This window comes from Aminobacter sp. Y103A (genome assembly GCF_030294925.1).
GTDB classification, from domain to species: Bacteria; Pseudomonadota; Alphaproteobacteria; order Rhizobiales; family Rhizobiaceae; genus Aminobacter; species Aminobacter ciceronei.
Genome location: NZ_AP017986.1, coordinates 808,203 through 831,078, shown reverse-complemented (window position 1 = coordinate 831,078; position 22,876 = coordinate 808,203). Strand labels below are relative to the sequence as shown.

At 64.2% G+C, this 22,876-nt stretch carries 25 protein-coding genes and 1 pseudogene; 13 read left to right on the top strand and 13 right to left on the bottom strand.

The genetic code is table 11. The features are described 5' to 3' along the window. Both Amn_RS04020 and Amn_RS04015 read right to left on the bottom strand, forming a co-directional pair. Entirely contained in the window at positions 1 to 1,497 is a 1,497-nt protein-coding gene (locus Amn_RS04020; protein ID WP_246340906.1) for an MFS transporter, read from the bottom strand. Between the two features lie 385 nt (positions 1,498 to 1,882). Continuing rightward, positions 1,883 to 2,644, bottom strand: coding sequence for a GGDEF domain-containing protein (locus Amn_RS04015; protein WP_067967133.1), 762 nt, complete (start codon positions 2,642 to 2,644; stop codon positions 1,883 to 1,885). A gap of 177 nt (positions 2,645 to 2,821) precedes the next feature. Here Amn_RS04015 and Amn_RS04010 point away from each other — a divergent pair, with 177 nt between their 5' ends. Together Amn_RS04010 and Amn_RS04005 are read left to right on the top strand one after the other, a co-directional pair. Further along, positions 2,822 to 3,532, top strand: a complete 711-nt coding sequence (locus Amn_RS04010; protein ID WP_067965631.1) for a pyrimidine 5'-nucleotidase — start codon at positions 2,822 to 2,824, stop codon at positions 3,530 to 3,532. After that, positions 3,529 to 4,377, top strand: a pseudogene (locus Amn_RS04005) (DUF817 domain-containing protein); the annotation flags it as partial. The gene Amn_RS04010 and the pseudogene Amn_RS04005, both read left to right, overlap by 4 nt. A 3-nt stretch (positions 4,378 to 4,380) precedes the next feature. Here the strand turns inward: Amn_RS04005 and Amn_RS04000 are convergent. After that, positions 4,381 to 5,220: an LOG family protein gene (locus tag Amn_RS04000; RefSeq protein WP_154385914.1), complete on the bottom strand. Its 840-nt coding sequence runs from the start codon at positions 5,218 to 5,220 to the stop codon at positions 4,381 to 4,383. 143 nt (positions 5,221 to 5,363) lie between these two features. On the opposite strand from Amn_RS04000, the gene dapD reads away from it, so the two are divergent. From dapD to Amn_RS03980, 4 genes are all read left to right on the top strand, one after another. Further along, positions 5,364 to 6,218 (top strand): 2,3,4,5-tetrahydropyridine-2,6-dicarboxylate N-succinyltransferase, encoded by an 855-nt coding sequence (dapD, locus tag Amn_RS03995; protein ID WP_067965635.1) that lies wholly within the window; start codon positions 5,364 to 5,366, stop codon positions 6,216 to 6,218. Between the two features lie 72 nt (positions 6,219 to 6,290). Beyond that, complete coding sequence (locus Amn_RS03990) at positions 6,291 to 6,644, top strand: DUF805 domain-containing protein (protein WP_067965636.1); 354 nt, start codon at positions 6,291 to 6,293, stop codon at positions 6,642 to 6,644. Continuing rightward, positions 6,637 to 7,008, top strand: coding sequence for a DUF805 domain-containing protein (locus Amn_RS03985; RefSeq protein ID WP_067965639.1), 372 nt, complete (start codon positions 6,637 to 6,639; stop codon positions 7,006 to 7,008). Before Amn_RS03990 ends, Amn_RS03985 begins: the two co-directional genes overlap by 8 nt. 23 nt (positions 7,009 to 7,031) lie before the next feature. After that, positions 7,032 to 7,730 carry a hypothetical protein gene (locus tag Amn_RS03980; protein WP_154385915.1) on the top strand — a complete coding sequence of 233 codons (699 nt, stop codon included), beginning with the start codon at positions 7,032 to 7,034 and terminating at the stop codon, positions 7,728 to 7,730. Here the strand turns inward: Amn_RS03980 and Amn_RS03975 are convergent. Then, a complete protein-coding gene (locus Amn_RS03975; RefSeq protein ID WP_067965643.1) occupies positions 7,727 to 8,746 on the bottom strand; it encodes a 2-dehydropantoate 2-reductase in 1,020 nt (339 codons plus the stop codon). The genes Amn_RS03980 and Amn_RS03975 overlap by 4 nt on opposite strands. Before the next feature lie 109 nt (positions 8,747 to 8,855). Then, positions 8,856 to 10,643 carry a diguanylate cyclase gene (locus tag Amn_RS03970; protein ID WP_067965645.1) on the bottom strand — a complete coding sequence of 596 codons (1,788 nt, stop codon included), beginning with the start codon at positions 10,641 to 10,643 and terminating at the stop codon, positions 8,856 to 8,858. A 234-nt stretch (positions 10,644 to 10,877) separates the two neighbouring features. Between Amn_RS03970 and dapE the strand changes: the two genes are divergently transcribed. Both dapE and Amn_RS03960 read left to right on the top strand, forming a co-directional pair. Continuing rightward, a complete protein-coding gene (gene dapE, locus Amn_RS03965) occupies positions 10,878 to 12,065 on the top strand; it encodes a succinyl-diaminopimelate desuccinylase (protein WP_067967139.1) in 1,188 nt (395 codons plus the stop codon). A gap of 12 nt (positions 12,066 to 12,077) precedes the next feature. After that, positions 12,078 to 12,674, top strand: a complete 597-nt coding sequence (locus tag Amn_RS03960) for a transporter (RefSeq protein ID WP_067967141.1) — start codon at positions 12,078 to 12,080, stop codon at positions 12,672 to 12,674. Positions 12,675 to 12,692: 18 nt separating this feature from the next. Here the strand turns inward: Amn_RS03960 and Amn_RS03955 are convergent, their stop codons facing one another. Continuing rightward, a complete protein-coding gene (locus Amn_RS03955; RefSeq protein ID WP_067965647.1) occupies positions 12,693 to 13,859 on the bottom strand; it encodes an MFS transporter in 1,167 nt (388 codons plus the stop codon). A gap of 48 nt (positions 13,860 to 13,907) precedes the next feature. Between Amn_RS03955 and Amn_RS03950 the strand changes: the two genes are divergently transcribed. Beyond that, the gene (locus Amn_RS03950; protein WP_067965650.1) at positions 13,908 to 14,447 is read left to right on the top strand and encodes an Lrp/AsnC family transcriptional regulator; all 540 of its coding nucleotides are present in this window, start codon (positions 13,908 to 13,910) and stop codon (positions 14,445 to 14,447) included. A gap of 58 nt (positions 14,448 to 14,505) precedes the next feature. Here Amn_RS03950 and truA read toward each other — a convergent pair whose 3' ends face one another. The 4 genes from truA to def all read right to left on the bottom strand — a co-directional run bounded on the left by truA (position 14,506) and on the right by def (position 17,363). After that, positions 14,506 to 15,249 (bottom strand): tRNA pseudouridine(38-40) synthase TruA, encoded by a 744-nt coding sequence (gene truA, locus Amn_RS03945; protein ID WP_067965652.1) that lies wholly within the window; start codon positions 15,247 to 15,249, stop codon positions 14,506 to 14,508. 23 nt (positions 15,250 to 15,272) lie between these two features. After that, a complete protein-coding gene (locus Amn_RS03940; RefSeq protein WP_067965654.1) occupies positions 15,273 to 15,782 on the bottom strand; it encodes a GNAT family N-acetyltransferase in 510 nt (169 codons plus the stop codon). Then, positions 15,779 to 16,714 carry a methionyl-tRNA formyltransferase gene (fmt, locus tag Amn_RS03935; RefSeq protein WP_154385917.1) on the bottom strand — a complete coding sequence of 312 codons (936 nt, stop codon included), beginning with the start codon at positions 16,712 to 16,714 and terminating at the stop codon, positions 15,779 to 15,781. Before fmt ends, Amn_RS03940 begins: the two co-directional genes overlap by 4 nt. Before the next feature lie 118 nt (positions 16,715 to 16,832). Continuing rightward, entirely contained in the window at positions 16,833 to 17,363 is a 531-nt protein-coding gene (def, locus tag Amn_RS03930) for a peptide deformylase (protein WP_067967142.1), read from the bottom strand. Between the two features lie 103 nt (positions 17,364 to 17,466). On the opposite strand from def, the gene Amn_RS03925 reads away from it, so the two are divergent. Continuing rightward, positions 17,467 to 18,732 carry a DNA recombination protein RmuC gene (locus Amn_RS03925; protein WP_067967144.1) on the top strand — a complete coding sequence of 422 codons (1,266 nt, stop codon included), beginning with the start codon at positions 17,467 to 17,469 and terminating at the stop codon, positions 18,730 to 18,732. 18 nt (positions 18,733 to 18,750) lie between these two features. Here the strand turns inward: Amn_RS03925 and Amn_RS03920 are convergent, their stop codons facing one another. Further along, entirely contained in the window at positions 18,751 to 19,155 is a 405-nt protein-coding gene (locus Amn_RS03920; RefSeq protein WP_067965660.1) for a GFA family protein, read from the bottom strand. Between the two features lie 42 nt (positions 19,156 to 19,197). After that, on the bottom strand, positions 19,198 to 20,175 hold the full coding sequence (locus Amn_RS03915; protein ID WP_286294605.1) for a cation diffusion facilitator family transporter: 978 nt from the start codon (positions 20,173 to 20,175) through the stop codon (positions 19,198 to 19,200). A 154-nt stretch (positions 20,176 to 20,329) separates the two neighbouring features. Between Amn_RS03915 and Amn_RS03910 the strand changes: the two genes are divergently transcribed. Further along, positions 20,330 to 20,455: a hypothetical protein gene (locus Amn_RS03910; RefSeq protein ID WP_018426265.1), complete on the top strand. Its 126-nt coding sequence runs from the start codon at positions 20,330 to 20,332 to the stop codon at positions 20,453 to 20,455. 154 nt (positions 20,456 to 20,609) lie between these two features. Next, positions 20,610 to 20,924 (top strand): quaternary ammonium compound efflux SMR transporter SugE, encoded by a 315-nt coding sequence (gene sugE, locus Amn_RS03905; protein ID WP_067965664.1) that lies wholly within the window; start codon positions 20,610 to 20,612, stop codon positions 20,922 to 20,924. Between the two features lie 243 nt (positions 20,925 to 21,167). On the opposite strand, the gene Amn_RS03900 is transcribed toward sugE, so the two are convergent. Beyond that, the gene (locus Amn_RS03900) at positions 21,168 to 21,596 is read right to left on the bottom strand and encodes a DUF6481 family protein (RefSeq protein WP_067965665.1); all 429 of its coding nucleotides are present in this window, start codon (positions 21,594 to 21,596) and stop codon (positions 21,168 to 21,170) included. A 219-nt stretch (positions 21,597 to 21,815) separates the two neighbouring features. Between Amn_RS03900 and Amn_RS03895 the strand changes: the two genes are divergently transcribed. Further along, the gene (locus Amn_RS03895) at positions 21,816 to 22,868 is read left to right on the top strand and encodes an LLM class flavin-dependent oxidoreductase (protein ID WP_067965667.1); all 1,053 of its coding nucleotides are present in this window, start codon (positions 21,816 to 21,818) and stop codon (positions 22,866 to 22,868) included. The last annotated feature ends 8 nt before the right edge of the window (positions 22,869 to 22,876 follow it).

The window sequence follows — 22,876 nt, the reverse complement described above, 5'->3', positions numbered from 1 at the left end:
TCACATCTCCACGGGCAGCGGCTGCCTGTCTTCGACGCTTTGGCCGCGGTTGCCTTGCGGGGTGGCCGGTTTCAGAAAGAACACCATCGCCGCCACCAGGGCGAATGCCACCATCTCGTAGACAAGCGCGTGCTCCATGGCAGAGACGAAGGCGATGTGCGGAAGCTCGCTCGCCTTGACGGCCAGGGTCGAGAAGAAGATCTGTCCGGTAACGGCAATGCCGAGGGCTGCGCCGATCTGCTGGAAGGCCTGCACGGCGCCCGAGCCCGAACCTGCATCGCGCGGCGGCACGGTAGACAGCACCGTCTGGAACAGCGACGAGATGGCGATGCCCATGCCGAAGCCGCACATCAAAAGCGGCAGGACGAAGTTCCAATGGTCGACAGCGTCGCCGACATTGGCGACGACGAAACGCAGCCAGCCCATGCCGATGCCCATGACCAGCGCGCCGGCAACGATGCGCCGCTGCGGCCAGCGGCTGCCCAGCCGCCCCGAGATCAGCGACGCGATCAGCACGCCGATCGGAAACGGCACCGTCGTCAGCCCTGACTGCAGCGGCGTCAGGCCGAAACCGGTCTGCAGGAAGACGGCAAGGACCAGGAAGAAGCCCGCCACGCCGGAGAAGAAGGTCATGGTCATCACCGAGCCGAGCATGAAGTTGCCGTTGGTCATCAGGGCTACCGGAAGCAACTGGCTTTTCTCCCCCTTCGCCCGCGACTTCTGGTGCAGGAAGAAGCTGACCATTGCGCCGATCGACAGTGCGATCATCACGAAGGTCCACTGCGGCCAGTCATAGGCATGACCCTCGATGAGCGGAAACACCAGCAGGAAGACCGCGGCACTGGCGATCAGAATGCCGACCGGATCCTGCGTCAGCTCCGGCCGTCCAGGCATGTCCGGGATGAGCGCCCGGCCGGCAATCACCGCCATGATGCCTATCGGGATGTTGACCAGGAAGATCGGCCGCCAGTCGAGGCCAAAAATGTTGGCACTGATCAGCATGCCTCCGGCGAGAGGACCGGCGACGGAAGCAAGGCCCGCCGACAGGCCGAAGAGCGAGAAGGCAAAGCCACGTTCCTGCGGCGGAAAGATCACCTGGGTGATCGCCAGCACCTGCGGCATCATCATGGCGCCGGCCAGGCCCTGCAGCACGCGCGCAAGGATCAAGGTCGTCATCGTCGGCGCCAGACCGCACAGCGCCGAAAACACGGTGAAGCTCGCGACGCCGATCAGGAACAGACGCTTGCGACCGACAACGTCGCCAAGCCGGCCAAACGGCAGCAGGCCGAGCGCGAAGGCCAGCACATAGGCCGCCACCACCCATTCGATCTGGCTGCTTGTCGCGCCAAGCCCGGATTGCAGGCGTGGCAAGGCAACATTGACGATTGTCACGTCGATCAGATTCATGAAGCCGGCCAGGAGCAGGATCGCCATCGCAATCCATCGCCTTGGATAGGCGTCCTCGGGCGTTGCCGGCGAGCTATGGGAAAATGTCATTTCCGGTTCCTTTGACTTCGAAAGCCGACAGTTGGACTGCCACTGCCCGTGAGGCCACCGAACGATTCCATGCAGGCATCTGCTTCGAGGTCGCATCATGCATGCGGACGTATGTCGTTCTGAACCGCCTGGTTTCGACAGATTCAGAGAAAACGTTGCGCCAGCGATGACGGTTGCGTCAGAGACCTACGCGGTCGATGTAGGGCGAATCGACGGGCTGTCTAAGCCCATGTTCATTTCTTGGCCTTCGGTCGGCTGGAATGTACCGCGATCTTCGCGAAGGATCTTCGCCGCAGCGAGTGGTAACGGGCGAGCTCAAAAGCAAAATGGGCGACGGCAAACGCCACCGCCCCTGTCGCAAACCGTGTGACCGTTTTGCACGCCGTTACGCCGCTTCCGGAACGCCCATGTCGAAGATGGCCCGGTTGCGGCCACGGCGCTTGGCCTCATAGAGGCGCTTGTCGGCGTTGCGCATGAGTTCGGAAACATTTGCTTCCGCTTCGCAGTCGGTGCCGCCAATGCTTACCGTCAGCGGCACGGCACGCTCGTCGCTTGGCTGGAAGCGTAGTGCCTCGACCTCGCTGCGAATGCGTTCAGCCACCAGCTTGGCTTCGTCAACCGTCGCGCCGACGAGGAAGGCGCCAAACTCCTCGCCGCCGATGCGGCCAAGGATGTCGCCGCCGCGCACGCCACGGGTGATGGCGGCAGCGATCTGCAGCAACGCCTGGTCGCCAGTCAGGTGGCCGAAACTGTCATTGATCTGCTTGAAGTGGTCGGCGTCGATGATCAGCAGCGCGCCGCGATCGCTCTTGCGCCTGCTGCCGTCGAGCGCGGCAAAGAAGTTCTCGCGGTTGAGCATGCCTGTCATCTCGTCGCGGCTCGCCTTTTCCGACAGGCGGCGATGGGCGGCGGCGAGTTGAGCGTGGGCCCGTGTCAGGTCTTCATGGGCAAGCTTGAGCTTCCTCTCCTGCATGAAGGTGAAGAAACCCAGCGGAGGCGCAATGAACAGTGGGCACAGCAAGCACATCAGCCAGGCGATGGCGCCAACTGTTCCTCCCAGCGCCGGCACGATCGTCAAGACCAGTGCAAGCGAACCCAAGATTGAAATCAAGGTCACAGCGGCTGTTTTAAGAACGACGATTTTCATTTCGACTCCCTGCCGGCTTTGGAATGCCAGCATCAACTGAAGGTCATCTTTCATCGGTAGTTAAAATTTGACCCACCATGTTGAATCTGGTGTCCAACGAATTTTGGCCATTGTCGAGAGCCAGACTGGCCTTATGCAGGTGCTTCCAAAATTCTCGAACCGTGGCATAAGGGCGGCATGACCGACACACCCGATCCCGCTCGCTTCGACCACGTCACCGACTGGGTCTTCGACCTCGACAACACGCTGTATCCGCACCACTCGAATCTGTTTTCGCAGATCGACGTGAAGATGACCGGCTATGTCGCGGAGCTTCTGACCTTGTCGCGCGAGGATGCGCGCAAGCTCCAGAAGGAGCTCTATCTGGAGTACGGCACGACGCTGAACGGGCTGATGCAGCGTCACGGCATCGACCCCGACGCGTTCCTCGAACACGTCCACGACATCGACTATTCCTGGCTTGTGCCGGACCCGGTGCTGGGTGCCGCCATCCGCCAATTGCCGGGCCGCAAGTTCATCTTCACCAACGGCAACCGCAGCCATGCCGAGCGCACCGCGCGCCAGCTCGGCATCCTCGACCATTTCGACGACATCTTCGACATCGTCGCCGCAGGGCTTACGCCCAAGCCGGCGCGCCAGCCCTACGAGACCTTCGCCGCCTTGCACAAGGTGACAGGCGCCAACGCTGTCATGTTCGAGGACCTGGCGCGTAACCTGTCGGTGCCGAAGTCGCTCGGCATGACCACGGTCTTGATCGTGCCGCGCAATTTCGAGCCGACCTTCTCCGAGATCTGGGAAAGCGATCCGACCCATGAGGACGACGTCGACTACGTCACCGACGATCTCGCAAGCTTCCTGACCACCATCGTCGAGGCCAACGCCGCTTGAGCCGTTTTACCTCCGTCGAGGCGCGGATCGATGCAGCGGCCCATGCCGTTCTCGACCGCCTGCCCGCCGGAGGCCTCTCTGGCGCGGTCGTCGAATTCCTCGTCTTCGGGCTGAAGCAGGCCTGGGCCTGTCTGTTCGGCGGTGCCATGCTGGCGCTGATCATGGCGACCAAGCTGTGGTGGCCGGACGGGGTCGCCCTTGCCCGCTACGACTTCCTGTTCCTCTCGGCCGTCGCCATCCAGCTGGCGATGCTGGCGCTCAAGCTGGAAAAGCCGTCGGAAGCCAAGGTTATCCTGATCTTCCACATCGTCGGCACGGCCATGGAGGTATTCAAGACACAGGCAGGTTCCTGGGCCTACCCGGAGGACAGCCTGTTCCGCATCGGCGCGGTCCCGTTGTTTTCGGGCTTCATGTATGCGGCCGTCGGCTCCTACCTCGCCCGCGTCAGCCGCATCTTCGACATGCGCTACACGCATTATCCGCCGTTATGGGCAACGATGCTTCTGTGCGCGGCGATCTACGTCAACTTCTTCGCCCACCACTTCGTCATCGACATCCGCTACGGACTGTTTGCCGTCACAGCAGTGCTCTATCTCCGCACCGTCGTGCACTACCGCGTCTTCCGCTTCCGCCACCGCATGCCGCTTTTGCTCGGCTTCCTGCTGGTTTCGCTGTTCATCTGGTTTGCCGAGAACATCGGCACCTGGTCGCGCGCCTGGATCTATCCCGGCCAGCACGATGGCTGGACGCCGGTCTCGATCCAGAAGCTCGGCGCCTGGTATCTGCTGATGATCATCTCCTTCGTGCTGGTGACGCTCGTCCACCGGCCGCTGCCGGTGGACGCCGGCTCAAAGGCTGTAGAATCTGGCGATGATGTCCCATGCCTCGTCGGCGGTGTCGACAAAGTCGATGATGTCCTGGTCGCCGGGCGTGATCGTGCCCTGATCGGCGAGGAAATCGAGGTCGATCGCCCGCTCCCAGAATGACTTGCCGAACAGGATGACTGGCACCCGCTCCATACGCCCCGTCTGGATCAGCGTCAGCGTTTCGAAGAACTCGTCCATCGTGCCGAAGCCGCCGGGGAACACGGCGACCGCCTTGGCGCGCATGACGAAATGCATCTTGCGGATGGCGAAATAGTGGAAATTGAAGCACAGCTCCGGCGTCACATAGGGGTTGGGCGCCTGCTCGTGCGGCAAGACGATGTTGAGGCCGATCGAGGGGGCTCCGACATCGTCGGCACCGCGGTTGCCGGCTTCCATAACGCCCGGCCCGCCGCCGGTGACGACGACGAACTCGCGATAGTAGGACGCGGCCGAATGCTGCGAGCACAGGCGGGCAAACTTGCGCGCCTCGTCATAATATCTGCTGTTGGCCTCGAGGTTCTTGCGCTGCGTCTCGTTCTTGGCAGCCCAGGCCTCGCCGCCCGGCTCCGGAATGCGCGCACCACCAAACAGGATGACCGTCGAACGTATGCCGCGCTCGGCGAGGATCATCTCGGTCTTGAGCAGTTCGAGCTGCAGCCGCACCGGGCGCAGGTCGCGCTGGGTCATGAAGTCTTCATCATTCCAGGCAAGCCTGTATGTCGAGGCGCGCGTCTGCGGCGTGTCGGGCACACTCTTGGAACGCTCGAGATCCTCGTCGGAGTGCGGCAGCGGCGTCCAGCCAGCCTTGTCCATTGGATTCATTATATGCTCGACCTCAAATTTCGTTGCCCGCGACATTCCGCGGCGTCACCGCGATTGACCCCCAGATAAGCCTGAAATAGGGTCCGCGCGATTTTATGCCAGCTTAGAAGCCTTAACCTTAACGGCCCGTAACGGAGATGTTTATGTCGAAGCCCGATCTCGCCAGCCTGGAAAAGACAATTGATCGGGCGTTCGAGGAACGCGACGGCATTTCGACGTCGACCCGCGGCGAAATCCGCGACGCCATCGAGACCGCACTCGACCTTTTGGACAAGGGTACGGCCCGTGTCGCCCAGCGCCAGGACGACGGCAAGTGGCAGGTCAACCAGTGGCTCAAGAAGGCGGTGCTGCTGTCCTTCCGCCTCAACCCGATGGAGCTGATCTCGGGCGCGCCCGGCGGCGGCTCGTGGTGGGACAAGGTGCCGTCCAAGTTTGACGGCTGGGGTGCTGTCGACTTCGAAAAGGCCGGCTTCCGCGCCGTGCCTTCAGCCGTCGTGCGCAAGTCGGCCTTCGTCGCTCCGGGAGCCGTTTTGATGCCGTCCTTCGTCAATGTCGGCGCCTATGTCGACACCGGCACCATGGTCGACACCTGGGCCTCGGTCGGCTCCTGCGCCCAGATCGGCAAGAACGTGCACCTGTCCGGCGGCGTCGGCATCGGTGGCGTGCTCGAGCCGATGCAGGCCGGCCCGACCATCATCGAGGACAACTGCTTCATCGGCGCGCGCTCGGAGGTCGTCGAGGGCTGCATCGTGCGCGAAGGCTCGGTGCTCGGCATGGGCGTGTTCATCGGCCAGTCGACCAAGATCGTCGACCGCGCCACCGGCGAAGTGTTCTACGGCGAAGTGCCGGCCAATTCGGTCGTCGTCGCCGGCTCGCTGCCGGGCAAGCCGTTGCCGAACGGCGATGCCGGCCCAAGCCTCTACTGCGCCGTCATCGTCAAGCGCGTCGACGCCAAGACCCGGTCCAAGACCTCGATCAACGAACTGCTGCGCGATTGATCTTTCACTGAAACCGAAGCAACTTCGACCGGCGCACGAGAAATGTGCGCCGGTTGGCTTCGGAGGGGTGAAATGGACTGGAAGTATCTTCTGACCAGCTTCGATGGTCGTATCAACCGGGCCAAGTTCTGGGCCGGCATCGGCGTGATGATCGTCGTCAGCATCGTCGCCAACCTGCTCGACATGATGCTCGGCCTCGACATCGGCAACTCAGGCGCCGGCGTCATCTCCATCATCGTCACCATCGGCATGATCTATTTCGCACTGGCAATCTATGCCAAACGCTGGCATGACCGCGACAAGTCGGGCTGGTGGAGCCTGATCGCACTCGTGCCCGTCATCGGCGCCATCTGGATCCTGGTCGAACTCGGCATCCTCGAAGGCACCAGGGGCGCCAACCAATTCGGACCGGATCCGCTTGCCTAACAACGTCGATTTCTTCTGGTTGTTCTTTCGCTTTTCGGGCCGCGTCAACCGCGCGGCCTACCTGCTCGGCTTCCTGTTCATGCTGGTGGTGATGTCGTTCCCGCTCTACCAGTTCATGCGTGTGCACCCCGAAAGCGGTGCGGCGCAGGTCTGGTCGATGCTGTTCGGCGCAACCTTCCTGACCTTCCTGTGGGCGCATATCGCCTTCAGCGTCAAACGCCTGCATGACTTCGACAAACCCGGCCTGTTTGCGGTCGCGCTGTTCATCCCGGTGGTGTCGATCTTTGCCTTCATCGCGCTGTGCTTCTTCCCCGGCACGCCGGGCCCGAACCAGTTCGGTAACACCACCAACGCGCCGAAGTAACCGCGCAAAAAGGCCCGGGTTCGATGTCTTACAGAACGCTCGACCCGGCCAAGATCATCGCAACAGCCGAGACGTTGAGCCAGCGCGTGAGCGAACGGTTCCCCGATGCCGGCCTGTCCCGCGTCAGCCAGGAGCTTGTCCGCCTGGCACGCGACCTCGCCGCTTCGGCCAAGGCGCTGGAGCAGCCGATCTGGTGGCTGCGCATCCTGATCGGGCTTGCCATCGCGTCGGGCGCCGGCATCTTCCTGTTCATCGGCACGATCCTGTCCTTCGACCGCATCTCGACCGGCGCGTTCGATTTCGTGCAAGGCATCGAGGCCTCGCTCAACACGCTGATCCTCGCTGGGCTCGGTTTCCTCGCGCTGATCCGCGTCGAGGAACACATCAAGCGCAAGCGCACGTTCAGGCAACTGCACGGGCTGCGCTCGCTGATCCACGTCATCGACATGCACCAGCTGACCAAGGATCCGGCAACGCTGTCTGAAAGCTTCAGCCCGACCCCGCATTCGCCGGCACGCATCACCAAGTCGGCGGACCTTGCGCGTTATCTCGACTATTGCTCCGAAATGCTGTCGCTGACCGGCAAGCTGGCCGCCCTTTTCGCGCAATCGGTCAATGACGACGTCGTGCTGAAGGCGGTCAACGACATCGAGGAGCTCGGCTCGAACCTGTCGCGCAAGATCTGGCAGAAGATCACGATGATCGAAACAGCCCGGCGCTAGCTGCCGGCAACCTGCTCCGGCTTCAGCCTGGGCGACCCCTTGCCCCTGGCTTCCGCGTCGCGCACCAGGGCGACGATGCGCTCGGTCAGCGTGGCCGGGGTGCCGGCTTTTCGCGCGAGCCCGAGGATGGTGCCCTGAAGCGCATCGATCTCGGTCCCGCGCCGCCGTTGCAGGTCCTCCCACATCGACGAGCGCGCCGTCGGGTCGATGGCCAGCATGCGCCTGGCCAGGCGCAGGAACAGCCAGTCGGGCAGGCGCAGTACCGTCGGCAACAATGCGGGCGGCACTGCCGCTGCCTTTGCGGGAACGATGCCATTCGCCTTCATCGCCGCCAGCGCCTCGTCGATCTGCCCGGCGAGGATGCGGCGCCAGCTGGCGTCCGCCAGTTGTGCCGCCAGCGGCAATCCGGACAGCGCGACAAGCGCATTGTTGAGGTTCATCAAAAGCTTACCCCACTGGACGGCCGGCATGTCGGTGTGGGTGGCGACCGCAAAGCCCTCGACGTCGAGCAGCTCGCGCAGACGCTCGTCTCCGGCCTCGATCAGCACCGTCCCGGCACTGGCGCGGTGGACACGGAGCGGCAGCTCGCCTTCGGCCGACTGGACGACGTTGAACGGTACCATTCCGGCCACCACCCGGCGCCGGCCGAGCGCTGCGCGCAGCTTGGCTGCGTTGTCGATGCCGTTCTGCAAACTGACGACGACGGCACTTTCCGGCGCATGCCGGGCGACAAGCTCGGCCATGGCGGCTGTGTCGCCGCTCTTGACGGCAACCAGCACGACATCGGCGTGGGACAGCACCGAGGGGTCGATCGTGACTGCGATGGCGCCGGCGGCAAGCAGGCGGTCGAAGCCGTCGATGTCGCTGACCCGCAGGCCGCCGGCCTTGATCGCGGCAGTGACGCGAGGCCGCGCCAACAGGCTCACGTCGCGCCCGGCCAGCGCCAGGCACGCCCCGGCGTGGCAGCCGATGCTGCCGGCACCAGCGACGACGATCATCCGATGATCCTTGGCCATGCGCCCTCCCGAAGTCCACTATAAGCGACAGCAGACCCGGCGTGGCAATGCCTGCCAGACCGGGGAGCATGGCATCATGGCGGTCGCCGGCAGGGAGCCGACCTGCGCCTCAGGCCGATTTTCTGATGTTGCTTGCAGCAATCGTCCGGTTGCGGCCGCCGGCTTTCGCCTCCAGCAGGGCCGCGTCGGCACGCGTCACAAGTGTCTCGACCGAACCGCCCGCCGGGGACACCGCCACGCCGACGGAGACGGAGACGGCGCCGAGACGCTGGCCGGCATAAGAGAGTGCGACGCCGCCGATCTTGTCGCGCAGCATGTCGGCAAGCACCATCGCGTCCGCCTCGCCGAAGGACGGCAGAAGGGCGGTGAATTCCTCGCCGCCGAAGCGGAAAGCATCGCCGGACGACGCACAGGCTTCGCGCAGCGACTGCCCGACGAATTGCATGACGAGGTCGCCGGCGTCATGGCCGAACTGATCGTTGAAGCGCTTGAAATGGTCGATGTCGATCATCAGGCAGGCGAGCGGCTCGTCCCGGTGGTCCCGGGCGTGCCGCCGCAGCGTCTCGTCGAGGAACCGACGATTGAACAGGCCGGTGAGCGGATCGCTCACCGCAAGTGCCGTCAGCTTTGCCTGCAATTGCAGATTGGCAATGGCAAGGCCGACATTCTCGGCAATGAGTTCGAGGTAAAGCCGCGGCCCTGCCGGCTCGAGCGCGCCATCGACGCGCTCTTCGAGATAGAGCAGCCCGATCATGTCGCCCTGGGCCGTCAGGGGCACGCAGAGCGTCGCGACGCCAGGCGGATCCACGTGCTGGCAGGGAACGTCGGCGCCGCTGCCGCCGCTGTGATGAGTACGGCCGCGCCGCAGACCCCAGCAGGCCGTGGCCGGGAACTCCGCCGCGGAGTGATCCGGATCGAGCCAGAGGCCGACACGTGCCAGCGCTGTCTTGCCTTCGTTGAGGACATAGAGGCCGCCGGCAAGGTCGGGGAAAATCTGTGGCGCGAAGCGCACGACCACGTCCGTCAGCTCCAACTGGTCACGGCATGCCTGCACGCGGTGCATCATCTGGAGGATGAGGTCTTTCATATGCTGGTCGGCACGCCGTTCGGCGTCGAGTTTTTCACGCTCGATCAGGTTCGTGCGGAAGCCCTCGATGGCATCGCTCATCTCGCCGATTTCGTCGGCCCGACGATTGACCGGAACCTCGACGCTGTAGTCCTGCTTGGCCAGCCGGCTGACGATCCCGGTCATGTGGCGCAACGGCGTCGCTACCCGGCGGCTGAGAACGAAATAGAGCACGGCCACGAACAGCGCCCCCGTGGTCGCCAGCATGACCTTGGCGACAAGGCTCCACCAGTTGCTGCGGTCGCGAGCCGCATCGAGTGCCGCAGTCGTGCGCGCTGCGGTCAGGTCGCGGAAATGGGTGACCGTCTGAAGCAGCGCATTCTGGACCCGTTCGTGTTCGGCGCCGAAAAGAGCTTCCTGCGCGGTCGTCTTGTCGCCGTTCTGATAGGCCGTTATGGCGGCTGCCTCGAGCTTGTCCAGCTCGTCCGCGTGAGCATTGATCGCACGCAGCGCCGCAGCTTCTGCCGGCGCGGGATCGCGGGCCGCCAGGTCCGACGCAACGGTCTCCAGCCGCCGTTCCGCAGCCTCTTGCACGCGAAACGCCTGGAGATGGCGCACCTCACCGCGCATCACGTAAAGCCTCGCTTCGTCGCTGCGCATTTCCGCACCAAGGGCAAGATCTTCGGCCAGCGTGTCGAGCGTGAGATGCTCCTCGGCCGCAGCGCGCTCCTGGAGGGCGCTGTTGGACGACAGGATGAACGAAACGCCGGAAAGCGCCGTCAGGACGACAGTGATGCCGTAGGCCCAGTGGGTGATCGTGGCAATTCTCATGCCGCGACAATGCCAGCAGCTGATTGCAGGAGACTTAAGGACCGACTTAAAAATCGTAGGTGACGTCGTCTCACCCGTTGCCGCGTTCAATCTCGACATCGACGCTTGCCCGTTGCGGCGCTCGTGACCAGGGCCGCGCCTGATCGCCCCACGCTTTTGCGAAGCTGGAGGCCGATGTCGCTGGTACAAACGACCGTCGTGACAGGAACCGGCGATTCGATTATCGCTGTCGCCATGAAACTGCCGACAGATCCCGCCGAAAACCTCGCCGCCCTCATCCGCTGCCCGTCGGTTACGCCGACCGAAGGCGGTGCGCTGTCCGCACTTGAGACCATGCTGAAGCCGCTCGGCTTCGCCGTCGACCGCCCGACCTTTTCCGAGGACGGCACGCCTGACGTCGAGAACCTCTATGCCCGCCGCTCGGGCAACGGGCCGCATCTGATGTTTGCCGGCCATACCGACGTGGTGCCGATCGGCGACGAGGCGGCGTGGAAGCATCCGCCGTTTTCGGCAGCCATCGACAATGGCGAAATGTATGGCCGCGGCGCCGTCGACATGAAGGGCGGCATCGCTTGCTTCATCGCCGCCGTCGCCCGCCACGTCGAAGCCCATGGCGGCCCGAAAGGTTCGATTTCGCTGCTGATCACCGGCGACGAGGAAGGCCCGTCGATCAACGGCACGGTCAAGCTGCTCGAATGGGCGGCCTCGCGCGGCGAAAAGTGGGACGCATCGCTGGTCGGCGAGCCGACCAACCCCGATGCGCTCGGCGACATGATCAAGATCGGCCGCCGGGGTTCGATCTCGGCCACCATCACCGTCAACGGCAGGCAAGGCCACGCCGCCTATCCGCATCTCGCCGACAACCCGGTGCGCGGGCTGATGACCCTGGTCGATGCGCTGCTCAACCCGGTCTTCGACAAGGGCACCAAGGATTTCCAGCCATCGAACCTGGAGGTCACCACCTTCGACGTCGGCAATCCGGCGACGAACGTCATTCCGGCCAAGGCTACCGCCAGCTTCAACATCCGCTTCAACGACAGCTGGACGGCCGAGACGCTGCAGGCCGAGATCCATAACCGGTTGGACAAGGCGAGCGGGCGCAAGAAGTACCGCAAGGGCCGCAAGGAGCCGGTCGAGTTCGAGCTCGTCTGGCGCGACCGGCCGAGCCACGTCTTCCTGACCCGCAACGACAAGCTGATCGATGCGCTTGCCGGCTCCATCAAGCGCGTCACCGGACGCAAGCCCAAACTATCGACGACGGGCGGCACCTCCGATGCACGCTTCATCAAGGACTACTGCCCGGTCGTCGAGTTCGGGCTCGTCGGCAAGACCATGCACATGGTCGACGAGCGCGTGCCGCTTGCCGAGCTCGAACAGCTGACACAGGTCTACCAGCAGTTCCTCGCAGACTGGTTCGGATGACGAATGGCCCTGATGCTGGCAAGCGATGAAATCGAGCAGAATCTGGCGGGCGCCTGGCGGCTGATGCTGGGCAAGGCCGACGGCCTGCGCCAGCTCGATCTCAGCGCCGACGGCTTCTGGAATTCGTTCTTCGCAATCCTGGTTGCCGTTCCCGCCCTCGTTGTCGGCTGGGCCGGGGTGTCCAATGACGTCGCGCTGGAGACGGCGACGTTCGCCAGCCGCTTCGGGATCGTCGTCCGACTGGCGATGGTCGACATCGGCGCCTGGGTCTTGCCGCTCATCGTGCTGGCACTGGTGGCGCCACGCGTCGGCATCGGCGACCGTTTCGTCCATTACGTCGTCGCCAGCAACTGGACGTCCGCGATCATCGCCTGGCTGATGCTGCCGGCAGCGCTCGCCCGCATGCTGTTTCCGGCGGCTGACAACGTTGTTTCGCTGCTGTCGTTGGCGGTGTTCGCACTCGCGATGGTGTTCACCTGGCGCATGACCAACGCCACCATCGGCAAGGGTGCGGCGATCGGGTCGGCCGTCTTCGCCGGCATGTTCTTCGTGTCGCTGCTGGTGCTGTTTGCGCTGCAGGCCCTGTTCGGCATCCAGTTGCCGGCCTGAACGCCCCGCGCCCGCAGCTCAACGCCAGGCAGCAGCGGCAGCACCTAGCATCAGTACGGCCGCAACGACTGCCGAAGCGGCAAAGCCGTAATTGGCGTAGAGCGGACCGAAGGCGGTGGTGCCGACCGACACGGCAAGATAGGTCACCGCGCTGTTCAGCCCCATGATGGTTCCACGCCTGCTAGGGTCGAGCGCGGACAGGCGCATGACCAGCACGTTCAAGCCGAAATGGTTGCCCAAGCCCCACAAGGCCATGGTGGCGATCAGGATGGTGAAAGTGCCGGCGACTGCCGCGATGAGCACATAGATTGCTGCCACGCCGAGATAGGCTATCGGCATGACGCGCCGGGCGCCGAGGCGGTCGACAATGCCGTCCAGCAGTGCGGCGGCACCGAAACCGATGCCGTAGGAAATGGCGGCGAGGCCATTGGCGCTGACCGGCCGGCCGAGCGCCTGATGCAGATGATCGCCGAGATAGCCATAGACGCCGTAAAACGCCGTCATGAAGGCGCCACAGGCGATCAACAACGGGACGATGCCGGGCGTCGCCAGCGCTCCCAGCGGCGCTGGAGCGACACCGCCGGCCGGCTTGTCGTCGGCCGACATCGCCGAAATCGCTGCCAGCGCAATGGCAGAAAGCAGCGCCACCGCGCCGAATACCGCGCGCCAGTGAACGAGGTCGGCGAGCACGGCAGACATCGACACGCCGGCGACCATCGACAGCGTCCAGCCGGTCAGCACGACGCCGATGGTTCCGCTTTCGCGGCCGGGTGGAGCAACGGCCGCGGCGCTGGCATAGATCGCCGGTAGGGCTATTCCGGCCGCGATGCCGGCCAGCAATTGCGCTGCGACCAGCACAATGACCTGGGGTGCCGCGGCACTGGCCAAAAGGGCTACGGCCAGCAACGCCAGCGCCCGCTGCAACATGCGCTTGGCGCCGAAGCGGTCGATGTAGCGGGCAAGGAAGAGGGCACTTGCCGCGGTGCCCAACCCGAAGGCTGAGGCCGCCGTCATGACCACCGGCACGGAACTGCCGAAGCCTGCCGCAACCTCGGGCGCGATCGGGCCGAGGACCAGCGAATTGGAACCGATGACGGCAATGCAGCCGGTCAATAGATAGGCAGCCCGGGGAATGCGGGCCACGGGTTCGGCAGCAGCGGGAAGTGTTTGATCAACGTTCGACATTGGCGCATATTCTCCGAATGATGTTCGGCTTCAACGGAGAATTTCCGGATGGATGAAGAAACAGACGGCATTCGGCAGAACCGCCTGCCGGAGCGCTCGATCGATACCGCCGACCGAAGGCTGTTAGGCGTGCTGGTCGAGGACGCGACGGTCTCCTACGCCGAACTGGGCGAAAAGGCAGGCCTGTCGGCGCCGGCGGCGCATGAGCGGGTCAAGCGCATGCGCCGGTCCGGTGCCATCCGCCAGACCGTGGCCATGGCCGATCCGAGGTCTGTCGGCAAGCCGCTGCTGGCCTTCGTCCATGTCGACACCAGGGGTTGGGGCAAGACGCCGGAACTGATGGCGGTCTCGTCGTTTCCGGAGGTCGAGGAAATCCACACGGTTGCCGGCGACGCCTGCATCCTGCTCAAGGTGCGGACCGAGGACACGCGCGCGCTGGAGGGGCTGCTCGCCCGCATCTACGACACGCCAGGCGTGACCTCGACGCGCAGCTATGTCGTGCTGTCGACCTATCTCGAACGGCCTGTACAGCCCGGGATCACCCAGGACTGGCCGGCGCCGAAGCTCGGAACCAATCCGATCTACTGAAGCAATTCAAGGACAAGTGCGCCGCGGCTTTCCGCCCCAAGCAGCGCAACTCTAGAGATCAATAATCGACGCCGCTGAGATAGAGCCCGTCGGGCGGCGCGACCTGGCCGCAGGCGGCGCGGTTGCGTGCGTCGAGGGCTGCCTTGAGGTCGTCGGCAGTCCAGCCGCCCTCGCCGACGCGTTTCAGGCTGCCGACCATCGAGCGGACCTGATTGTGAAGGAACGAGCGCGCCGACGTCCTGACTTCGATCATGTCGCCGCTGCGCGTCACGTCGAGTTGGGCAAGCGTCCTGAGCGGGCTGTTCGCCTGGCACTGCGTCGAGCGGAAGGTGGTGAAATCATGCCGGCCGAGCAGGAGCTTGGCGGCGTCCGCCATCGCCTCGTGGTCGAGGCGCTTGGGCACCCACCAGACCTTGCCACGCTCGAGCGCTGCCGGCGCGCGTCGGTTGAGAATACGGTAGATATAGTGCCGCCCGGTGGCGGAGAAGCGGGCATCGAACTCGTCAGGCACTTGCCGGGCGGCGATGATGGCGACGGTTTCGCCGGCCATCTGCAGATGCGCGTTGACGGCGTCGCGCACCTTGTCGTCGGCCCAGGCCTTGGTCAGGTCGGCATGAGCGACCTGAGCCGTGGCATGCACGCCCGCATCGGTGCGGCCGGCGCCGCGCAGCGAGATTTCGTCGCCCGAGAACTTCAGGATCGCCTGCTCGATCGCCGCCTGCACGGTGTGCAGGCCAGCCTGCCGCTGCCACCCGGCATAGGCGCGACCATCATATTCCAGATCAAGGCGATAGCGCGGCATGTGCAGTCAAAGCTCCGGCCGCTTTACGCGGCAAGAGCAGTACCGAAGGCCGAGGCATAGACCAGCTTGCCCGTCTCGGGCGCCTCGCCCCAGGCCAGGGCCTGCAGCGCGTCGCACTGGTAGTCGCTCTCGAACCCTGCTGCACGCTCGTGGCTGTAGCCGAAGCGGCCATAATAGGCCGGATCGCCAAGCACCACGGCGATCGTCTCGCCGGCATCCTTGAGCCGGATGTGGGCTTCGCGGACCAGCGCGCCACCGATGCCGGTGCCGTGGAAATCGGGCTCGACCGCCAGCGGGGCGAGCGCCACCGCCGGAACCGTCTTGCCGCCGTTCTGGATGTAAAGCCTGGAAAACAGGATGTGGCCAACCACATCGCCATCCTCTTCAGCCACCAGTTCGACGACCGCATCGCCTTCGGCAACCAGCGCATCGACGAGACCAGCCTCGGCCTGCTGCCCGAAGGCGTGTTCTTCTACGAGGCGGATCGCCTCGCGGTCGCGGGGCGTAGCTGCCCTAATCGACATCATGCTCATGACAACTTCATTCCTTTTTCGATCTTGGCACCGCGCAGGAATTCATCCGCGGTGACGGGTTTTCCTCCCGCCCTTTGTACCTCGACCAACCTCACGGCAGCGTCGCCGCAGGCAATCTCCAACCGGTCGTCGAGAACCGTTCCCGGCTCTCCTTGTCCAGCGGCGCGTTGCGAGCGCAGTATTTTCAAGCGCTCGGTTCGTCCGCCGATTTCGATTTCGCACCATGCGCCGGGGAATGGCGATAGGCCGCGGATATTGTTGTCGACCGCCGTCGCCGGCAAGGTCCAATCGATCCGCGTCTCCGCTTTATCGATTTTTTTGGCGTAGGTCACGCCTTCCGATGGCTGCGGCACCGTTTCCAGCTTGCCCGCTTCGAGCTCTGCGAGAGCGTCCACCATCAGCAAAGCGCCTGCCGCCATCAGGCGATCGTGCAGCTCACCGGCCGTCATGTCGGGTCCAATCGCGACTTTTTCAAGTCGAGCCACCGGTCCGGTGTCCAATCCCTCTTCCATCCGCATGACCATCATGCCGGTTTCCGCATCGCCCGCCATGATGGCGCGCTGGATCGGAGCCGCCCCGCGCCAGCGCGGCAGCAGCGAGGCATGGCCGTTGTAGCAGCCAAGCCGCGTGCCCTGAAGAATGGCCTTGGGTAGCAGCAAACCGTATGCAACGACCACTGCGACGTCGGCCTTAAGCTGGGCAAAGGCCGCCTGTTCGGCCTCCCCCTTCAGCGACAGCGGCGTGCGCACCTCGATGCCCAGCCGCTCGGCCTCGCGCTGCACCGGCGACGGCGTCAGCTCCAGCCCGCGGCGCCCTGCGGCGCGCGGCGGCTGCGAATAGACGGCAACGACCTCGTGGCCGGCTTCTGATATCGCACGCAGCGTCGGCACGGAAAAATCCGGCGTGCCCATGAAGATGACGCGAAGGCTCATTCTGTTCCGGCTATCCCGCACAGCCCCGGACGGCGCCGGCCGACCGTTCAGGCCATCGCTTCAAACGGGTTTACGAGCTTCAGGTCAAGCCCGTCGAAGTCTCCGGTCGGCCAGGCTCTCACCCCACCATGCGGCTCGGCGGACGGTCCTTGGCAAGCTTCTTGAACTTCTTCATCACCATGTCGCGCTTGAGCTTGGAGATGTAGTCGATGAACAGCACGCCATCGAGATGGTCGATCTCGTGCTGCAGGCAGGTGGCCAGCAGACCGTCGGCCTCGACTTCCTGCTCCTTGGCGTTCTCGTCGAGATATTTGACCCGCACCTTGGCCGGGCGCTCGACCTCGGCGTAATAGTCCGGGATCGAGAGGCAGCCTTCCTCATAGATCGAGCGATCGTCGCTACGCGAGACGATCTCGGGATTGATGACCGTCATCGGCGCCGGCTCTTCGCCTTCCTTGGCAAGGTCGATCACCAGCATGCGCAGCGGCTCGCCGACCTGGATGGCGGCAAGGCCGATGCCCGGCGCGTCATACATGGTGTCGAGCATGTCGCGCGCGAACTTGCGGGTGGCGTCGTCGATGCGCTCGACCGGCTTGGAAACCAGGCGCAGGAGCGGATCGGGCAGGATGATGAGCGGCTTGATGGTCATGCGCATCAACTAGGATGTCAGGCGAAAACCGTCAACAGGGCTCGATCCAGGATGTTCCCGTTTTGATCTGAACCTTTTGTGCGAATCGGCTATGGTGCGCGCCATGAACGAGCTTTCCAGCATCCTGTCCGCCCCCATCGCCCAGCTTGGCGCCTCCGTGCTCACGCTCGGGCAGGCGCTGCTGTTTGCAGCCGTGCTGTTCGTCGCACTTGTCGTCGTCCTGATGGTGGCGCTGTGGCGCTCGGCCAAGGCGCGCGCGGTTGCAGCCGCCGAGGCCGCCGACCACGCCCGCGATGCCGAGGCCCGCATGGCGGGTATCCTGCAGGCGCAGGCGGAGATGCAGGGCCGGCTCGGCACGGTGGCCGAAATCTTCGGCTCGCGCCAGGCGGAGCTGACCCAATCGCTGAGCCAACGTCTCGACGCCATGACCGGCCGCCTTGGCCAGACAATGACCGAGCAGACCAAATCGACGCATGAGAGCCTGGCCAAGCTGCAGGAGCGGCTGGCGGTCATCGATACCGCACAAGGCAACATCCAGTCGCTTGCCGGCCAGGTGGTGCAACTGCAGGCGATCCTCTCCAACAAGCAGACGCGCGGCGCCTTCGGCCAGTCGCGCATGGAGACGATCGTCGCCGACGGCCTGCCGCTCGGCGCCTACGAATTCCAGGCGACGCTGTCGAACAACAACCGGCCGGACTGTCTTGTCAGGATGCCGAACGGCGCGCCGTCACTTGTCATCGACGCCAAGTTTCCGCTCGAGGCGTGGAACGCCATTCGCGCGGCAGCCGATACCGAAGGCGCGGTTGAAGCGCAGAAATATGCCGCCCAGGCCTTCCGGCGCGATCTCGAAGTCCACATCAAGGCGATCGCCGACAAGTACCTGATCTCGGGCGAGACCCAGGACACCGCCTTCATGTTCGTGCCCTCGGAATCGATCTTCGCCGAAATCCACGAGAACTTCGAATCGCTGGTGCAGCGTGCCCACCGCGCCCGCGTCGTCATCGTGTCGCCGTCACTGCTGATGCTGTCGATCCAGGTCATCCAGGCGATCCTCAAGGACGCCCGCATGCGCGAACAAGCGCACCTGATCCAGGGCGAGGTCATCCGCCTGATGGAAGATGTCGGCCGCCTCGACGAACGCGTGCGTAAACTCAAGACGCATTTCGATCAGTCGAGCAAGGACATCGACGACATCCTCGTATCGTCGTCCAAGGTCACCAAACGCGGCGAAAAGATCGAGGCGCTGGAATTCGGCACGGGCCATGCCGGCGAGGCGGAAGTTACGGCCAAGCCCCAGCCTCCGGGCGCCCGGGCTGCCGATTCCAAGACTGGGCAGCTCAGGCTGCGCGTCGTCGAGGAAAGCGACTAGCGCAGCAAAGCACTGCCCTCAGGACTGTTTCTCCACCGTCTCCATGCCGTCGAACTCCGGCAGCCAGTGCAACGCCGATCGGTGCCAGACCTGTTTGCGGGGCACCAGTTGCTCGCGCTGGTCCGAAGTTCCGGTCCTCAACCCATAGACCTTGGGTCCGTCACCGACCGAAGTGGCGAACAGGTGCGAGCCACATTCGGGGCAGAAGCCCTGCGCGCGTTTGTTGCCGCTGTCGCCTGTCTTGACGTAAATCTTCGGCGCTCCCGAAAACGCGATCTTGTCCTCCGGCACCGGAACGGTGACGCGAAAGGCCGTTCCGGTCAGTTTCTGGCAATCGGTGCAATGGCAGATCGCCGTCTTCTCCGGGTCGACTTCGGCCTTGTAGGTAATGGCGCCACAATGGCACCCGCCTTCGATCTTCACTTCGAACTCCTCCTGTCCTGCAGTGCGTGATTCCCGGGCACACTAGCCGCCTTCGGGCATCGGCGTCCCTGCCTTCGGGTTCACGATCCGGTCATGACGCAGCTTCCATCGCTGCGACGTCTGCGGCTTGACGAACACCGACGTCACCTCGGGAACTTCGGCCTTGAGCTTCGCCTCCAGTCTTTCGACGCAGGCTTCGATCTTCGCCGCCGAGATGTGGTCGACGAAGTCGAGGCTGAGCCCGGTAACCACCTGCTCCGGCCCCAGATGCACTGTCAGCACGCCATTAGCTTGCTCGACGGCGGGATCGGCCTGGGCGATCGCCAGTATCGCCGCCTGCACGTCCGCCGAAGCCGGCTCGCCCATCAGCAAACCCTTGCTCTCACGCGCCAGGAACACCGCCGTGGCGCCAAGGATCAGGCTGATGCCGATCGAGGCGGCACCGTCGAGCCAGGGCTGCTCGAAATAATGCGCGGCAAAGATGCCGGCAAAGGCAATGACCAGGCCCAGCAAGGCGGCACTGTCTTCAAACAGCACCGTGTAGACGCTCGGGTCCTTGCTCCGTCGCACCGCCTGGATGTAGCCGAAACTGCCCTTGCTGCGGCGGAGTTCTCTGAGCGCAACCAACCACGAGCCGCCCTCGAACACCATGCAGGCGCCAAGCACCACATAGTTGACGAGCGGATTCTCGATCGGCGCGGGGTGGAGAATGTGGACGATGCCTTCATAGAAGGCCACGCCGGCACCAAGCGCGAAGACCAGCAGGGCAACGATGAAGCTCCAGAAATAGAGCTCGCGGCCATGGCCGAGCGGGTGAGTGAGATCAGGCGGCCGGGCGGCGCGATGCAGCCCGTAGAGCAGCAAAAGTCCATTGCCGGTGTCGACGAGCGAATGCACGCCTTCCGACAGCATCGCCGAACTGCCGGTGAAGGCAGCGGCGACGAACTTGGTGACGGCAATCAGCAGATTGCCGGCAATAGCCGCAAAGATCACTAGCCTGGAGCCGGAGTGTCCTGCCATCGGTCCCTCACCGCAGCGACTTTAGCGAGCGTGAGGTCCCGCTCAAGTCATTTTCGCGGCCTTGGCGTCCGGCGCTCCCGGCGCTCAAGACCCCTCTTGCAAGCCGGACAACTTCGCGTTTCACTCCACTTCTCAGCAGCGGGAGAAACGAATCATGGCCAAGGGTGCGATGAAAGCCGGGAAAGAAGCCCGGAAACCCAAGAAAGACGCCAAGAAGCCAGCACCTGCGCCGGCTTTCAAGGCGCCTCCGGTGCAAGCGACCAAGCTTAAGGACAAGTAGTCCTCACGGGCACGACGCAGACCCCGCCCGGCTGTCGCGGCCGGGCGCGGGTTGAACTTCTCTCGCGAAAGTCCTATCTGAGCGGGCGCAGGGACGGCCCTGCGCTTCCCCTAAAAACCGGCCGGGACGACCCGCCATCCCATTGGAGCGTTCCATGGCTTGGACTTATCTGTTTTTCGCGGGAATTTTCGAAATCGGCTGGGCCATCGGCCTGAAATACACCGAAGGCTTTACCAAACCGATGCCGACGGTGCTCACTATCGCCTCGATGATCGTCAGTCTCGGCCTGCTCGGCCTGGCACTGAAGACGCTGCCGGTCGGCACGGCATACGCGATCTGGACCGGTATCGGCACAGTCGGCACCGCGATGCTTGGCATCTGGCTGCTCGGCGAGCCCGCCACAGCACTTCGCCTCGCCTGCATCGGCCTGATCGTCTCGGGCATCGTCGGCCTCAAGCTGGTCGCCTGATCCGCAGACTTGCGGCGGCCCGCCCGAAACGGGCGGGCTTCACCTTTCCCAATTTCTCATCTGGCACGCCCTGACATCCACAGGGGTCGACGCATTGTGCGTCGGACGCACAAAAGCGATCCGCGCCCGGGGCTTGGCAAGTCCCCGGTCGCGAATCGCTGACGATGTGAGTTTTGCGCTATCGAGCCCGACTAACGGGCCGATGCGTCATTCCGGCGAGTGCAGGCGAAGGTCGACCTGCGTTCAGCCGTAGTTGGCCGAAGGCGGCATGCGCTTGCCACGCGCCTTGCGCGCGGCGTAACGCGCGTCGCGCTTGGCCTTGCGCTCGGCTTCGTCGGCGAGCAGGCGGGCGATGCGATCGCCTTCCTCTGCCTCGCGCGCCTTTGCTTCAGCCTGTGCGGCCTCTTCGGCGGCGAGACGTTCTGCTTCAGCCTTGGCTTCGCGTTCGGCCTTTTCAACGGCTTCGCGGGCCAGGCGCTCTTGCCTCAGCTTTTCCTTCTCGGCTTCACGGATGGCGCGAGCCTCGAGGATTGCCTTGCGCTCGGCCTGACGGGCCAGAACGGCCGGATCGTCAGCTGCGGGGCGTGCCTTGTACTTTTCGAGGAGGGCTTTCTTTGCGTCATTGGCGGCGTTCCGCCGCTCAAAGGCGTCTTTTTCTCGGTAGATTGCCAATTTGATTTCCCTAGAGTCACTTCGCGCCGCTTACATACGCGCGCGAAGGCATAGTTCAAGCGCCAAAAAGGCATGTCTCCCATGAATTCGCGTGATGTTGCGGATAGGAAACGCTCTTTGACGCCAATCTCGATATGGATTGTTCACTAGATCGCGTCTGGCGACCTCGTGGAGCGATGGCTACCTCTAGCACAAACAATAGCGACAGGACCAGAGATCATGGAACTTGGCCTCTACACTTTTGCAGACGTTAGCCCAGAGCCGGGGCCTGGTGCCATCGGAGCCCACCAGCGGTTGCGCAATCTGATCGAGGAAATCGAGCTGGCCGACCAGGTCGGGCTCGACGTTTTCGGCCTGGGTGAACACCACCGCCCCGACTATGCCGCCTCGGCACCCGTCATCGCACTTGCCGCCGCTGCCGAGCGCACCAAGCGCATCCGCTTGACCAGCGCCGTTACCGTGCTGTCTTCGGACGATCCGGTGCGTGTGTTCCAGCAGTTCGCCACCCTCGACCAGTTGTCGGGTGGCCGCGCCGAGATCATGGCCGGTCGCGGCTCGTTCATCGAATCGTTTCCGCTGTTCGGCTACAACCTCGAGGACTATGACGAGCTCTTCGCCGAGAAGCTCGATCTGCTCCTGGCATTGCGCGACAGCGAACGCGTGACCTGGCAAGGAACACACCGGGCGCCGATCAACGATCGCGGCGTCTATCCCCGCCCCTATCAGGAGCTTTTGCCGATCTGGATCGCCATTGGCGGCACGCCGCAGTCGGCGGCACGTGCCGGCGTGCTCGGCCTGCCGCTGGCGCTCGCCATCATCGGCGGCGAGCCGGCCCGTTTCGCGCCGCTCTTCGATCTCTACCGCGAGGCGGCGCGCCGCGCCGGCCAGGATCCGGCCAAGCTCGCCACCAGCATCAACGTGCATGGTTTCATCGGCGAGACCACCGAACATGCGGCCGACGACTTCTACCTGCCGCAGGCCGAGGTGATGAACCGCATCGGCCGCGAGCGTGGCTGGGGCCCAACGTCGCGGGCGCATTTCGACCAGTCGCGCGGCGCCAACGGCGCGCTGTTCGTCGGCAATCCGGAGCAGGTGGCAGAGAAGATCGTGGCCCAGCACAATGTCTTCAAGAATGACCGCTTCCTGCTGCAGATGGCGATCGGCATCATGCCGCACGACAAGATCATGAAGGCGATCGAGCTCTACGGCACCAAGGTGGCGCCGCTGGTGCGTAAGGAACTGGGCGTTTCCGCTATCGGCACGGCGGCGTGACGGAGCAG